Source organism: Bacillus sp. CPT56D-587-MTF, assembly GCF_058792335.1.
In genome coordinates, this window is the sequence record NZ_JBYTEF010000002.1 from 176,328 (window position 1) to 191,783 (window position 15,456).

Genomic DNA, 15,456 nt, shown 5'->3' on the forward strand with positions numbered 1-15,456 from the left:
TCATTTTTGTTACAACGGGAATTTCTATTATCTGGTTTTATTCAGAAAAAAGAAAAATGAATCCACTATATTTGTAGATTCGTTTTAACAAGATCATGGACTTAATTGGAATTTATTTGCATATGGCCCCACATTTCGCTTTTGGTTGCCATACCTCTACATTGAAAGGAATCGAAACGATTCATGCTATATATAAACAAAAGAGAAGTCACATTCCAGACTTCTCTTTTTCGACGTACAATGAATTACAAAAATTATTCAGAACTGCTTAAACTACAGCCGTATTTTGTAAGCCGGTTTATATTTTTTCAAATTTTGCAACAGAACCCTTGAGAAGTAGAAATTTTTTTGTTAGTCATTCGGTTCATTTTTCACCCTTCTTTTTTTTAAGTTGATACGCTTACGATTTTGAGTTTTAAAAATAGAATTTCGAAATATATTCTTTTGTATTGGGAGACGGATGAAAGTATCTTTCCAGTCTTGAGATTGATAATGAACAAAATACCCTAAATAATTCACTCCAAAATTTTGCAATTTTACAAGATGGGCACATAAGAAAAGAAATGCAAAGATAATGCCATATAGCCCGAAAATGGCAGCACTTATAATGAATAAAAAACGTAATAGTCGAATAGAAAGACCTAATCCATATTGTGGAATAGCAAAAGAACATAATGCGGTTAAAGCAACTACCACGACCGTTACAGGACTGACTAGCCCGGCTTCTACCGCAGATTGTCCAATAACAAGCCCTCCAACAATGCCCACTGCTTGTCCTCCCGCTTTGGGTAACCTGATTCCAGCCTCCCTTAGACATTCAATGGTACAGGCCATTACAAATGTTTCTATAAATGTTGAGAAAGGAACGCCGCCTCTACTAGATTGAATAAAGATAATCAATTGCCATGGAATAAGACCTGGATGAAAAGAAATAAAAGTGATGTATAAGCCTGGTAATAGTAGTGCCAATAAAAAACAAAATAAGCGTAATAAGCGGAATGCCGTTCCAATCCACCATCTTTCCGTATCATCTTCAGGAGTATGTAATAATAATGCCAAGGTAATGGGAGTGAGTAAAACAAATGGTGAACCATCTAAAATAATAGCAACTTGTCCTTTTAGTAGACCTTGTATAACCCGATCAGGTCTTTCAGTCTGTATCATCTGAGGGAATGGTGAATATGAGTTATTACTAAGAAGTTGTTCTAAACAGCTAGTGTCTAAAATATCATCTATGTCGATAGCACAAATTCCTTCAGTTATTGCGGTTACGAATTTTTTGTTTGTAAGATGATCTAAATAAACTACTGCCACATCACGTTGTGTTTGCACACCTATTGATGATTTTTGTATAGATAAATGGGAAGATTTAAAGTTTCGTCTTAACATAGATACATTAATAGACAGTATTTCTACAAAGCTTTCTTTTGAGCCATGTATGTTACTTTCAGTTGTTGGCTCAGAAATCGCTCGATTCATTATTTTAGAAGTACCTAAGATAAAAGCGATGTCCATATTTTCTAATAATAATACACAGGAACCAGCGAAAAGATGAGAAATGATAGTATCTAATTCAGAAACAATTTGGATATCGCATAATTCAATACGGTTTGTAACGGTAGATACAGTGATATTTTCGTTTTTAGATTGGGGTTTGATTGAATGTTGTAATAATGGGCGCAAGACATAATCTTGCAGCATTTGTACATCTGTGATTGTTTTTAAATAAATCAAAACAGCTTGCCGTGAAAAATCTGGAATATCAAATTCTCGGTATGTGGTATCAAAATTAGATGATAATCGATATTGTAAGTTTTGCAAATTGAGACTTAAATTACAAGATAATGTGGGTGGATGTTGCATAAAATCATGCTTCCTTTTTTGTATATTCATTTATGATATGTTTAGATATAAATTAGTATGTGACTTACTTGGTGTTTTATACCATTCTGGGTTCTGGTGCAAATAAAGGATACATTCCCAAAAAATAATGAGGATTCCTACTGGAATCATTCTTTACGCTGTTAATCCAAATAATTGATGAATAAATTCTTTTTGATTGCGAACAGACTGATTCTGTAAATCCACCTGTTCTTTTTTTATCATGTGCATGGCTTCTACTCCCGCAAGCATACATGTAGCTGTGCCAAAAGATTTAAAACCTAACATAGAGCGTACACGTTTTTTAATGAAGCGATGGTCTTGCTCCACTACGTTATTTAGATATTTTATCTGCCGAATTTGAGTGCCTAACGGCACTTTTTTCTCGTTCTTTAATTTGGTGATAGCAACTGGATAAGCAGGATTTTTATCAATTGTAATTGTACGAGGTTTTGAGGCATGAAAAGATTGCAAAGCTTTCTTAAAGAATCGCTTTGCAGCCTTATGATTTCTAGTTTTACTAAGATTGAAGTCAATCGTATTTCCTTCAGAATCAACCGCACGGTATAAATACATCCATTGCCCTTTTACTTTTATATACGTTTCATCCACTCGCCATGAATCATTTGTTTGTTTCAGATGACATCGGATACGTTTATCCAGTTCCGGTCCGTATTGATGGACCCAGCGCATAATCGTTGTATGTGCTAAGGATAATCCTCTTTCTTCCATCATTTCCACCAAATCTCGAAAACTTAGATTGTACCGTAGGTACCAACGTACAGTTAATAAAATTATATCTGGTTGGTAATGCTTCCATTTAAACAAATTGTCCTTTTTCATACTGATCACATCCCTTTTGTAGAGTAATCGTATCCGTATGTCCCAAATTAGAAGATTACTTGCAATTAACCTAACTTTTTTGCACCAGAACCGGAATGTTTATGTAGGAGGTCAAAAGGTTTTGTTTGCACGCCTCGCTTTGTATCGTCTAACCGAAAAGCAATTATGGGAACGACAGAAAAAACAAATGGAGAATGAAAAGAAAAAAGGAAAAGCGTATTCTAAGAAAAGCAAAATATTATCTGGAATGAATGTATATGTAACAAACACTCCGTGGGAGTGGGTTTCGACGAAGCAAGTCCATGAGCTACATTCTTTACGCTGGCAGATAGAAATTGTTTTTAAAACATGGAAATCATTGTTTGATATAGATCATTGTCGCACTGTCAAACAGGAACGAATAGAGTGCCATTTATATGGGAAACTAATTGCTATTTTTTTATGTTCTTCTACTATATTTAAAATGCGCCAACTTTTGTTACAGAAGGAACAAAAAGAATTAAGTGAATATAAAGCGATGGGAATGATACAAGATTATCTATTGCTGCTATATCAAGCTGTACAGAAAAACACCCAAGAGATAACAAAGCTTCTAATTCGTCTGTTCCACCTTCTACAACAAAACGGACAAAAATCTCATCGATATGAGAAGAAAACGGTCTTTGATATCATGGGTGTTCATTATGAGTATAGTATAGCTAGGGAACAACAGAAAGCTGCATAGTTTTAAAAATAAAACTCGTTAGAGTTTATTTAGCATGCGTACTTTTAAGAATAATCAATCTGTTGAACAGTTTGTAGCTCTTTTCAAGGTAATTTCATTTTATTTGTTCTCTTAAGTTGATGGGCATGGCGTAAACTCAGCATCTTCGAGCGAATCAATATTTTTGTAATTTACAGGTATTTTTCATGTTTTTGGATCTTGAAATTGGGTTTCTTTGCCCATCCCCCGAAAAAGGGGAATAAGACAAAATATACCAATTGTGTATTAACCGGTGTATTGTATAAGTTAATTTAGTTATGTACTATTAAAAAATGAATCCAAACATGTTTGGGATTCATTTTTATTTTTTTACAGCAAATATTTAAAATTTCACTTGTCACAAAAATGGACGTTTATGTGACAAAATCGATTAGTAAGGTTAATCCTTCAGTTGGATTAAGAAAACTCATGGTTGTCATACATATAGTTGTTTTACCAGCATCAAATGGTCCAGGTAATCCAAAACGTTAACTGCTATTAATTTGGAATATTTTGTATCCCCTCCTTTTCGGAGGATGGGCAAGAAACCCCAGATTAGATTCATTTTGTATAAACATATCGTTTTGCCTCGTGGATAAGTGGAATCCATATGATTTATTTGTATATAAAAGTATTATTTTACAGTAAACTACGTTTAATAAAGGTTATTTTCTTTTATTTCGTTCTTCCCTGTTCTTGTTATAATTGGACTGAAAATGAAGACGGATGTTATCTACATGTTCTCTTCATTTACATGTCGAACAGAAGGGAGAGTAAAAGATGAAGATAAAAAATATATACAAAGTGTTGGCGACCACCATGCTAGTAAGCCAACTCATGGGTCCCGCGATTTCATATGCAGCTACACAGGATCCTAGTGAACAAACCAAAGACCCAAAAGAAGTGAAACATGGTTTGTTAGCAAATTATTATACAGATGATGCATTTCACAATTTGACTATGTTTACAGTTCAATCTACAGGGAAAACGCAACTCAATACAGAAACGCTACAGGAGGCCTTATCGAAAGATAAGCAACAGTTCCAATCTGTACGTTGGATGGGCTACATTCAACCGAGTGAAAGTGGCGAATATGAATTTTCTACATCAGATGATTCACATGCAACCATTCAAATCGATGGGAAGGTAATTGTACAAGATGCTCCCATGAAAGAAAAGATGACCCTAGAGAAAGGGAAAACATATGCCATTACGGTAGAATATCACACAGATAAAAATGTAGCTTCACAATTTGAGATGTTGTGGTCTGTGAATGGAAAAGAAAAAGAAGTTGTGCCAGAAAATAATTTAGTCTTACCTAATTTTTCTAAGGATAAAGTTAAACAATTTACAATATCATCCAAAAACAATGTCATGGCAGATGATGATGGGGACGTTACAATCGATTCTGATGATGATAACATTCCAGATGATTGGGAAATAAATGGATATACGGTGAAAAACGGTCTCATTGTAAAATGGGATGACGCGCTGAAAGCACAAGGGTATACCAAATACAAATCGGATCCACTGAATAAACATACTACGGGAGACCCTTATACAGATACTGATAAAGTGTTAGATCATGTGGATGGTGGTATTTTATCAGAAGCAAAAAATCCTATTGTGGCTGCTTTTCCAAAAGTAGGGGTCAATATGGAAAAAATGATACTAACAAAGAATCAAAACGTGTCTCATGATCAAGGGGGGACGGAAACAAATGAATCAAGTCATACCGTTGGAATCTCCACTACAAATAGTACGTCGGAGTCAAATACAATAGGGGCCTCTGTATCTGCTGGCTATCCGTGGTCTGTTTCTGTATCAGCAACTTATTCTCATGATTATACGACGAGTGTATCTGTAGATCAGTCGAATTCTAATACAAGTGGGCATAGTGATGGAAAATCATGGAGCGAAACATTAGGAATTAATACAGCTGAAGCCGCCTTTTTAAATGGAAATGTGCGATATGTAAATATTGGAACTGCGCCCATTTACAATGTAAAACCTACGCTTAATTTTGTTGTAGGAGAAGGCTCTTCTGCACCGACTATCGCAACCGTTATGGCAAAATCCAATACAGTAGCAAACGTGTTAAACCCTGGTACATTTTATCCGTCCACAACACAAGGTCCAATTGCTTGGAATACGATGGATGATTTCAATGCACAGCCTATTAAGTTGAGTTATAACCAGGTACAACAAATAGAACAGGGTGATCCTTTACAAATTCAAACGACACAAACATCTGGAAACTACAAAACATACAATTCAGATGGAGATGCAATTGTGGATGATTCGCAAAAATGGGAAAATGTTATGAACGATATTGAAAATAAAACAGCAGCTATTACGATAAGTACGATCAATGATACGAAAGAAAGGTACATTTCAGCTCGAAAGGCAGCAAACTATGACCAGCAAAGCCAACCAGAAATAACTTTAGGAGAAGCCGTAGAAACTGCGTTTCCAGGAGCAAAAATCGATGGGGATAAGATTATATATCAAAACGTCAATCCAGAAGTTATGAGGATTGGGATGGATCGTCAAACATATGATGAGATACACAATCAAATGAGCCAGACAGGGGATGAAAATATCTATCATGCCAAATTAAAGCAAGGTATGAATATTTTATTCTATCAACTACTGGGTATTCAAAAAGATATAGATGGAAAAACTTATTATTTCAATAATGATGGGTCCAAAAAAACTGGCTGGTTTACAGATAGTAAGGGGAAACAATATTACTTTGATGAAAAAAATGGTGGTGCGGCAGCGAGTGGCTGGTTTAGAGCTAAAGATCAAAATACCTATCCATCAGTTCAATTTAATCATAATTATTATTTTCTTGAAGATGGTACATTAGCTAAAGGAGTACAATCCATTGATGGGATGATTTGTCAATTTCAATCCACTGGTCTATTAAGTGGTCTATTAAAATATGTAGGCCTACAGATGCCATTGAGTGAATTAAGAAATAAAAAAATTACACTCCTACCAGCTGATGAATCTGCTCATCAGATTCTAATCCAGGTGGCAAGTCGTTCAAGCGGGGTATTACAACATGTATATGATTCTCCTGGTGAGAATGCCCTAGGTGAAGTATCACTAGCTGACTGGCTCCCTAAAGATCTGCCAGATGAAAATTATGAGGTAGCAATTGTTTATAATAATACTATCGCTCCCTAAAGATCTGCCGGATGACCTGTATTCGGGAACCATGCTTTATAGATAGTCATAGCAATCCGATGTAGGAAGGTAGTAAGACGAAAGGAGTTATATAAATAATGAAACAAGGAACGATATATAAGGTTTTAGCAACAACCGCGATAGCTGGACAAGTACTGTTGGCGCCGCTTTCAGCCTATGCCGAACAGGTGTTACCTGAAACGAAGCCAACCACAGTGCAACAACAGTCGCTTCCTATGAACCTTGAATCCGCAGGCGGGAATACGGTGCGTGTAACGGCGGATGAAATAGATTTAGATCAAAAACCAGAAAAAGATGTAAAAAGTTGGGAAGACACCGAATACAAAAAAGTAGAAAGTTCACTCTCATCAACAGAAAAAACGAAACTCCGTGACTATATGAAAAACATAGAGGAAATGAACCGCTATGTAAAAGATCATATTTATACGTATGAGTATGACCAAGATACGACGTTAAATAAGTCCATTGAGGATGTAGAGAAAATATTCACAAAGTCTTCTTTGTCTCGTCCGATGGCTGTATATAAGGAGGAAACACCTGAAACATTTGGTTTTTCAGAAAATTTGTACAAAAATGACAGCCCATCTGAAATTTCGTTAGAAAATATAAACAAATTTAAAGAGCAAATTGTAAATCAAACATATAGATTAGATGGGTATACTAAGACAGATCTTACTAGTGGGAAAAATGCAAAGAATCCGATTATCCTTTGTTTACATTTACCAGCCGGTACGCATGCGATGTTGTATAAACCCGAAGAACTTGCTGATATGAATATGTTATTGAAAGATGGTTATGGTATAAAACCTGAAAATGTAAAAGTGATAACGAAACAGGGGAAACAATATGTAAAAGTGGATGCTACAGTAATAGAACCTTTAGATTTTAAAGATGATGCATCAAAAGCGAAAGAATGGGGAGAGAAGCAGTATAAAGCATGGGGAGAGAATTTAACAGAAGACCAAAAAACCAACTTGAATGGGTATATGCTGGGGCAAGAGTATAAAGAGATTAATAAATATCTGTGGGAGCAAGGGCCGGAAAAAAACCCTAATCCAGATTTAGATAAAAAAATTACAAGTATAGAAGGGGCGCTAAAAACGGAACCGATTCCGGAGGATATCACAGTGTATCGTAGAATGGGTGCGGCTGAATTTGATATGTCTTTAACAGACCCAGCTTATAATTTTAATAATCCTGAAAATGTGAAAGCATTCCAAAAAAAATGGGAAGGACAAATAAAAGAAAATTTAGGGTTTCTGAGTACGTCTTTATCCAGTGAAAAAGTAGGAGCTTTTGCAACAAGAAAATTCATATTACGTTTACATGTATTAAAGGGAACGCAAGGTGCTTATGTATCGGGATTAGAAGGTTATCAAAATGAACTCGAAGTCTTATTGAATCCTGGATATAGCTATAAAATCAATAAGATTACTTCTATTATAGATAAAGGGGTTACAAAATTAGTGATAGATGCAAATATTATTCCAAAGTAAAACTGGTAGTAAGTTTGTACCACTCTCTTTTAGCTCCGCTAAAAGAGAGTGGTTACATATAGATAATAGCACATACATATGGTCTATAGAGTACGTATCACTTTACTGATTATGGGAGTGAATGGGTCAATAGGCATCCTATATATTTATATGTGTCTGCTAGGGAAATTTAATCTAGGCTTTCTTGTATTGGAATTTTAGTACAAATACGTAATATAGAAAGGAAATGTTACAAATGAACATAAGAAAATTAATGATTGTAAGTTTGTTAACAAGTTTCGCATGGAGTATCCCTATTTCTCATGCACCGTATCATGTACCAGTGAATACAGCATATGCTGCAAATACAGAAGATAGAGATTTTAATACGGATAAAGAAGCAGCTAGAAAATGGGGAGAAGAAAAATATAAAGACTGGGAAGAGAAAAAAATAACGAAGGAAGAAAAAGAAGTAGTACAATATTATACGGGTAGTGGGGCGGATGCTATTAATGAGTATTTAAAAGCCACCGAGGGTAAGTTGGTTGAGAAACAAGAAGATTTACCAGAAGGATACACACTGTCTGATGCAAAAAAATTAAATGAAAAAATAACAAAACTAGAAGGGGCTTTGGAAAAAGCTAGCACACCTGAAACACTTTCGGTTTATAAACGCGTGAGTGAACAACAATTTGATATGGATGCTGGTGATTTACGTCCGAATGGTCCAAATGGTGGTCTTGATTTAGCAAAAGTGCAACAAATACAGAATGATTTTCAGGGGAAAACATTTGAGCCTTTGAAGTTTATGAGTACGTCACTATCGAAGGATCCAGATAAATCATTTGGCCCCCAGCGCTATGCTATTTTATTGCATATTAAACTTCCAAAAGGTACAGCTGCCGCTTATATAGGTGATTTAAGTAAATATTCAGAGCAAATAGAATTGCTGGTACAGAAAGGGTATACGTATAAATACGACAAATTCACTATTATCAACGATAATGGTATACAATCGCTGAAGGTTGATGTTTCTTTAATTCCACAATAGGATAAGGCCGGAAATGCTTCAAAATTATTATAAGTATTCTTTATAATGTAACATATTGATACAATTATAGGGATAAAACTAGCATCTCCGAGTAAATCGGCATTTTGTAATTTTATGGAAATAACTACAAAATTAATGATGCTGGTTCTCCTTTTAAATAGCCATTCTTTTATCCATATCTAAATGAAATTCACCATATGGGTTAATGTGAGAGTAAATCATAGGTGTAAGTGCCCGATAATCTTCTTCGTCCAAACGATTTTTCCATTCATTTTCGCTGAGTAGTTGTTGGATGATTAAAGTATTAATATAAAACAGGATTAATTGTTCTTGGCTTTCTTGGTAGGGGCGAAATGGAAATAGATACTACTTTATTGTTCCCATATGGATTTTGTAGCCATCCCATAAAGGCTTAGTGACAGGGTAGCTGCTCTAGTCCGCAGGACTTTTTCCAATAATAGTAAAACAGGGTGTTCTTGAAGGTTATGCTCTCTCTTAATTATACTATTTGGCCTCACCGTATCATTGCGGGAAAATTGTACGTTTAGGCACAATTTGGACACATATTAACGCATTCCTCGTAAAGTCACCAGATTTTAAATTTCTTCGTTACATCTTACATTTGCTAGCGATAAAAGATGTAGTATCCCCGTAACATAAACTCTATCCGAAACGACATATAACCTTTTAAATTATAAGTTTCTAAACAACTAAACCCTTATAGCCCAAGGACAAGGTATTGCATATCGCCAACGTTTACTAAAATATTCAGTGTAAATACATTTTAAATGTGTAGTAGAAATTGGACAATTCTATGTTTTGGGTTCGCATCATTCATCTATAATAAGAACTATAGCTTAAATTAACTTTTTCTTAAAAAGTAGTTACTTTGAGAATGTATGTATAAAGGAGTTTTATTTATATGGTGCTTCGAATAGGAAAAAACTACACAATGAAAAATGGAAACGAAGTTTATTTGTTACGCATGTATCAAGATTTCTTTTCTGAAGAAGAGTTTGTTGTAATTAAGCAGGCAGAACAAGTCTTTATTGCAAGAAGATTTGAATTTGAATCACATATTACGGATGAAAGTAAACGTGTAAAAAGAAGTAATCAAGAAAAAATTCATTTATATCGTTCTTACTTCCGCGGACGTGATGCGATGGTTGCTACAAGTTTTACAAATTCAGAAGGAAAAAGGGTTTATTATCCGTGGTGCTTATCACGTAAAAAATATCCTTGTCCTAAAGTGAAAAAATCAACTTTCCCTTGTGTGAACTGTACAGTTCAAAAATTCCAGTCGATTACAGATAAAATTATTTGGAATCATTTACGTGGCGTAGACCAGGAGGGACGAGAAGCATTTTATGGTATGTATCCACTGATGGAGGATAATCGAGTGTATGTTTTGGTTATCGATTTTGACAAAAAGGATTGGCGGCAATCCGTTAAAGCAATGGTACATTCTGCGGAATATTTTGAAGTAAGTCCACTCTTAGAAATTTCTCAGTCAGGAAATGGATGTCATATATGGTTCTTTTTTGAAGAAGCGATTGAGGCAAAGATAGCACGAAATTTTGGGAATGCTTTACTGAAGTATTCGATGTTAGAGAATCCTGAATTATCTTTTGAATCTTATGATCGTATGTTTCCGAATCAAAATGAACTCTCTGTTGGTGGGTTTGGAAATTTAATTGCTTTGCCTTTACAAGGAAGTCGAGTTAAGAAGGGATGTAGTCGCTTTATTGATAAACAATTCAACTTAATTGAAGATGTGTGGGGGCTCTAGAAACCACTCCTAAATTATCAATGAGGATTTTGAAAAAGGTGACTGATATAATCGAAAAAAAACTACCTGTAAAATATTATGAATCCAGCACCTCAGATGTAGAGGAAGAACTTTGTTTATTTAAACTTTCCGAGCAAGAAAATATTATTTTTGAAAGGCCTCTTCGAATAGTCATTACTAGTCATTTAAACATTCAAAAAGCAGCTTTAACGAGGGAAGAGATTGTTCAATTGAAATTTTTAGCTACTTTTCATAATAAAGCATTCTATACAGCGCAAAGAAAACGACTGTCGACAAAAGATATTCCTCGAGTTATCAGCTTGGTAGAAATAGATAAAGAAACAATCCGTTTACCGAGAGGATTGAAAGATAAAGTGAAACAGGTATTTCCAAATGTTGAATTTTCATATGAATGCGTGGAAGGAAAAATCATTGACGTCCAATTTGTGGGTGATCTTTATCCCAAACAACAGCAAGCACTTCATGCTGTAGAAGAAAAAGATATGGGGATTTTATGTGCAGGAACAGGTTTTGGAAAAACAATTATAGCGGCCAAATTAATTACTGATAAAAAGGTAAGCACTTTGATCTTAGCCCATAATACAAATTTAGCTGGGCAGTGGAAATCTCAATTAGAACATTTTTTAAAGATTAATGACGAGCCCTTTGTAGAACTAACAGAGAAAGGTGAAAAAAAAAAGGAAATCTAAAGTAGGCAGAATTTATGGTGGAAAAGAGAGTCGTAGAGGCTTAATAGATATTGGCTTATTTCAAACAGTAACAAGATATGAAAATTCACAAGATTTGTTACGGGATTATGGAATGATTATTGTGGATGAAGCGCATCATGTAGCAGCAAAAACTTTTGAAGATGTTATGAAACAAGTAGCGAGCAAATATGTTTACGGATTGACTGCCACACCACAGCGAGAGGATGGTCTAGAAAACATTATATTTATGCGTGTAGGAGAAATAAGTTATACTGCGGAAAAAGAAATCCCAAAGCACATTAAACAAAAATTGTTTATTCGCTTTACTTTTTTAGGTGAGCAAATGGCAACTATCATTAATCAAACCATTCATGAAAATTACGAGATGATGATAGAGTCAAAAGATAGAAATCAGCAAATTATTTCTGATATTTTGAGCAACTTAAAAGATAATAGACATATAATCGTACTTTCAAGATGTATCAAACATATTGATTTGTTAAAAGATGAATTGGAACGAATAAATGTAACAGCTCCAATATATATTCTGAATAGCAAAATGAAAAACAGACAACTACGTGAAGAATTAGCAAATCTGAAACAAGAAGGAAAGCCATTTGTACTATTAACTACAGGAAGTTATGCAGGAGAAGGATTTGATTTGCCAGCATTAGATACATTATTATTGGTAATGCCTATTTCAAGTAAGGGAAACTTGCAGCAGTATTTAGGTAGGTTATTACGTAATCTAGATGAAAAAGAGGACCTCCGTGTCTATGATTATATAGACTATGCGATTCCGATGATGTATCGTATGTATCAAAAGCGACTTCGAACATATAAAAAACTAGGATATCACTTGTTTGAAGATGAATATACAGAACTTTGTAAGAGTAATTTATTTAGTGAGGGATATGAACCGATTTTACAAAAAGATTTAGCAAATGCACAGCAAAAAATTTTATTGATTATGCCGTATCTTAGTAAGTCTATAATCGAATTTTTGAACGCAGTTCATTTTGTAAGAGGTATTGAGCGGACTTTATTTTTACCCGAAGCAATGATGGTAGATTCAAAATCTCGACAATATGTAGACCAACTGATGAGTATTGGGTATCGAATTATTTTTAAGTGTAATATTCATCAAACCTTTGTAGTCATTGATGGCAACTTGGTCTGGCTCGTGCCGAATCAATCAAGACAAAAAAATAATGAACTAGCATTAAGAATGTATTCTTCGGAAATAGCAAAACGATTACAAGAACGTTTGGAATAATGATTTTGTAAACATAACAAACATTTTGGCTCAATCAGACACTAATTTAGCTGTTGTTAAAATTGTGGTGATGATTACCCATTTAACATTAAAATATGAAAGTGTCACAATCAAAAAGTATTATGTTAAAAAGGAGATACATTTATACTAGGGGTGCTTGAGAAGTTTGGACGTAATTTTGATGTTTATTTCCAAAAGATATGATAGGCACTACGTGGATTCATTTAAATAATCTGTACTGAATGCTGTATCATTAATTTTTTTGTTTTTATTTAAAAATTAAGAAATTAGATATGTACCTTATATTTCATACGAAGCATGGGATATCTAAATGAGGGAGGAAACAAAAATGAAATGTTATCAATTACATTTGGAACTAGTGGGATGTCCTTTCCCCATTTGGAGAAAAGTTATTTTACCCGCGAAATTAACTTTCGATGATTTACATGACGTAATCCAATGCTTATTTCAGTGGGAGCACCAACATCTATTTGAATTTACTGTAGGAAAATATACTATATCGGATCCACCTGATTCGAGCATTTCTTTTGCTATGTTGGAATACACAACACCATCTCGCATGCTACGTACTTATAGAACCATGCTACTTGAACAAATTAAAAAGAAAGGTCAAACTTTTCAATATGTATACGATTTTGGAGATCATTGGTTGCTACAGATTCAAGTTGAAGATATACTTGATCGAAATTCTGATGAAATAACATGTATCGGAGGAGAAAATGCAGCTCCATTAGAGGATATTGGAGGTATTCCAGGTTATCTTGAATTTTTAGAAGCGATAAAAGATTCTTCACATCCGCAACATACGATGTATGCGGAATGGGACCTATTAGATTTTGATCCTTCTTTCTTCGATATACAAGAAGTGAATAAAGGTTTAGCCTATTGTGATTGAATTATAAGTAAATGGTCGTTTCCTTTATATAGATTTTAAAAAGAAGTTAATTTTTGGATATTCAAAAAATTAGCTTCTTTTTGTGTACAGAAAATTGTATCATATGTAATAATTAGACTTCTTGTTTCTTTGGTTGACTGAACAGGAAATAAAAACGGTTGCGCTTGTGATTGTTTTATAATGTTTTCCAACAAAATATCATTTACTTTCCATTCAGCAGATTGAAGGCGGATACGTCCTGGAATAAAATGAACTAATTTAATGTCATACTTCCCTAATTTTCGATCCACACGCTTCATTATTATGAATTTTGTGACTGCTCCATGCAAAGTGATAAAAACCCCCTCTATTTACTGTAACAATATCATTTTTATAGCAACACATACGATTATAGTATTATACGAATGAATTGTATACCCATTATATTTTTATCAAAATCCTATTGAGAAATAAATGAAAAACTTACCATAGGAAAAAAATTATTATACACTAAGTGAATACATATTCTATTTTACTAAGAGTGATGAATTTAAAACGTATAATGGGTGTAGTTTCTAACGGTTTATTAACTGGAACAATGATATTCAGTGTATCTCATACATCAGCGTATGCTAATACTTCTTCATGGCCGTATCAAGTTGTGACACCAGAGGATGGAAATGAAAAACTACCATAGTGGGATTCGATACTAAAATAGAGTTTGAATCTTATGCAAAGGAACATCCCATTGCACCTAATTTTCCACATCAATTCTGAATATACGAGGAGTACTATCGATGAAAAAAATAATAAAATGGATTTCCCTGTTTTCAATATCTTTTTTTATGATGGCTAACACAGGATCCGCACAAGGATTGGTAAATGTAACCCCCACAGATCGAACTGTATTTTCAGAACCTTATTATTTAGGTAACTATTCTTAAGTTGATGGGCATGTGGGTTTACCCCTAGGACGGAATACAATTCAATTACTACAATTTGTTGAACATCTTCGGAAAAAGGCGTACACTTTGCTGTTTTAAATTTAGGAATTGATACAAGAACTCCAACAGGAACATTCTTTTTAACAGTTATGTCAGCCTTTAGTGAGTTAGACCGAGAAATGATTAAGGAAAAACAAATTGCTGGAATCAAACTTGCAAAACAAAAAGGAGTTTACCGGGGGAGAATAAAAAAATATACAAAACAACATGCAGGAATGAACCATGCGATGGAATTACGCCAACAAACGAAGAAAACGATTAAAGAAATTTGTGCTATCACAGGTGTAAGTCAAGCTGCGTTATATCGGAAATTAAGAGAATTGAAAAAAGATGAAAAGACGACTCTTTAATATAGAAAAGAATCGTCTTTTTATGTAAAAATATTCCTTAACGTACAATTTTCTTTTTTTGGTCGTGTGACCCCTATAAGGACCGGTTTTTTTCAGTTTTTCTTATGAAAATCACAAGGAGATAAATTATATTTTTTACTTTTAATAAATGTCCTTTTCTAGGAGAACCCCTTTATATATTTCTGATAGAATCTAAATTGTATAAAAAATATGTATGAGAAGAG

12 protein-coding genes and 4 pseudogenes are annotated in these 15,456 nt (G+C 34.2%); 12 read left to right on the top strand and 4 right to left on the bottom strand.

Annotation, left to right across the window (positions count from 1 at the left end; all coding sequences use genetic code 11):
* Positions 1 to 158: 158 nt before the first annotated feature.
* A pseudogene (locus AC3WVZ_RS30155) lies at positions 159 to 272 on the top strand (IS6 family transposase); the annotation flags it as partial.
* Positions 273 to 351: 79 nt separating this feature from the next.
* Here the strand turns inward: AC3WVZ_RS30155 and AC3WVZ_RS30160 are convergent.
* Both AC3WVZ_RS30160 and AC3WVZ_RS30165 read right to left on the bottom strand, forming a co-directional pair.
* Positions 352 to 1,863 (bottom strand): spore germination protein, encoded by a 1,512-nt coding sequence (locus AC3WVZ_RS30160; protein WP_176116733.1) that lies wholly within the window; start codon positions 1,861 to 1,863, stop codon positions 352 to 354.
* A gap of 153 nt (positions 1,864 to 2,016) precedes the next feature.
* Complete coding sequence (locus AC3WVZ_RS30165; protein ID WP_233936862.1) at positions 2,017 to 2,724, bottom strand: IS6 family transposase; 708 nt, start codon at positions 2,722 to 2,724, stop codon at positions 2,017 to 2,019.
* Between the two features lie 94 nt (positions 2,725 to 2,818).
* On the opposite strand from AC3WVZ_RS30165, the pseudogene AC3WVZ_RS30170 reads away from it, so the two are divergent.
* The 4 genes and pseudogenes from AC3WVZ_RS30170 to AC3WVZ_RS30185 form a co-directional block, all read left to right on the top strand.
* A pseudogene (locus AC3WVZ_RS30170) lies at positions 2,819 to 3,448 on the top strand (transposase); the annotation flags it as partial.
* Positions 3,449 to 4,246: 798 nt separating this feature from the next.
* A complete protein-coding gene (locus AC3WVZ_RS30175) occupies positions 4,247 to 6,661 on the top strand; it encodes a binary toxin-like calcium binding domain-containing protein (RefSeq protein ID WP_233936863.1) in 2,415 nt (804 codons plus the stop codon).
* Between the two features lie 98 nt (positions 6,662 to 6,759).
* Positions 6,760 to 8,178: an ADP-ribosyltransferase gene (locus AC3WVZ_RS30180; RefSeq protein WP_078187774.1), complete on the top strand. Its 1,419-nt coding sequence runs from the start codon at positions 6,760 to 6,762 to the stop codon at positions 8,176 to 8,178.
* A 235-nt stretch (positions 8,179 to 8,413) separates the two neighbouring features.
* On the top strand, positions 8,414 to 9,208 hold the full coding sequence (locus AC3WVZ_RS30185; protein ID WP_233936864.1) for an ADP-ribosyltransferase: 795 nt from the start codon (positions 8,414 to 8,416) through the stop codon (positions 9,206 to 9,208).
* Between the two features lie 153 nt (positions 9,209 to 9,361).
* Here AC3WVZ_RS30185 and AC3WVZ_RS30190 read toward each other — a convergent pair.
* Positions 9,362 to 9,535 (bottom strand): annotated as a pseudogene (locus AC3WVZ_RS30190) (Tn3 family transposase); the annotation flags it as partial.
* A 595-nt stretch (positions 9,536 to 10,130) separates the two neighbouring features.
* Between AC3WVZ_RS30190 and AC3WVZ_RS30195 the strand changes: the two are divergent.
* The 4 genes from AC3WVZ_RS30195 to AC3WVZ_RS30210 all read left to right on the top strand — a co-directional run bounded on the left by AC3WVZ_RS30195 (position 10,131) and on the right by AC3WVZ_RS30210 (position 13,899).
* Positions 10,131 to 10,997 (top strand): TOTE conflict system archaeo-eukaryotic primase domain-containing protein, encoded by an 867-nt coding sequence (locus AC3WVZ_RS30195; protein WP_233936865.1) that lies wholly within the window; start codon positions 10,131 to 10,133, stop codon positions 10,995 to 10,997.
* Between the two features lie 38 nt (positions 10,998 to 11,035).
* Complete coding sequence (locus AC3WVZ_RS30200; RefSeq protein WP_282082067.1) at positions 11,036 to 11,707, top strand: DEAD/DEAH box helicase family protein; 672 nt, start codon at positions 11,036 to 11,038, stop codon at positions 11,705 to 11,707.
* Entirely contained in the window at positions 11,685 to 12,983 is a 1,299-nt protein-coding gene (locus AC3WVZ_RS30205) for a DEAD/DEAH box helicase family protein (RefSeq protein ID WP_282082068.1), read from the top strand. Before AC3WVZ_RS30200 ends, AC3WVZ_RS30205 begins: the two co-directional genes overlap by 23 nt.
* 349 nt (positions 12,984 to 13,332) lie before the next feature.
* A complete protein-coding gene (locus AC3WVZ_RS30210) occupies positions 13,333 to 13,899 on the top strand; it encodes a plasmid pRiA4b ORF-3 family protein (RefSeq protein ID WP_233936866.1) in 567 nt (188 codons plus the stop codon).
* 35 nt (positions 13,900 to 13,934) lie between these two features.
* Here the strand turns inward: AC3WVZ_RS30210 and AC3WVZ_RS30215 are convergent, their stop codons facing one another.
* Positions 13,935 to 14,228 carry a metal ABC transporter ATPase gene (locus AC3WVZ_RS30215; protein WP_233936867.1) on the bottom strand — a complete coding sequence of 98 codons (294 nt, stop codon included), beginning with the start codon at positions 14,226 to 14,228 and terminating at the stop codon, positions 13,935 to 13,937.
* Positions 14,229 to 14,422: 194 nt separating this feature from the next.
* On the opposite strand from AC3WVZ_RS30215, the gene AC3WVZ_RS30220 reads away from it, so the two are divergent.
* From AC3WVZ_RS30220 to AC3WVZ_RS30230, 3 genes and pseudogenes are all read left to right on the top strand, one after another.
* Positions 14,423 to 14,575, top strand: a complete 153-nt coding sequence (locus AC3WVZ_RS30220) for a hypothetical protein (protein ID WP_233936869.1) — start codon at positions 14,423 to 14,425, stop codon at positions 14,573 to 14,575.
* 100 nt (positions 14,576 to 14,675) lie between these two features.
* Positions 14,676 to 14,822 carry a hypothetical protein gene (locus AC3WVZ_RS30225; RefSeq protein ID WP_233936870.1) on the top strand — a complete coding sequence of 49 codons (147 nt, stop codon included), beginning with the start codon at positions 14,676 to 14,678 and terminating at the stop codon, positions 14,820 to 14,822.
* Positions 14,823 to 14,846: 24 nt separating this feature from the next.
* Positions 14,847 to 15,232 (top strand): annotated as a pseudogene (locus AC3WVZ_RS30230) (recombinase family protein); the annotation flags it as partial.
* Between the last annotated feature and the right edge of the window lie 224 nt (positions 15,233 to 15,456).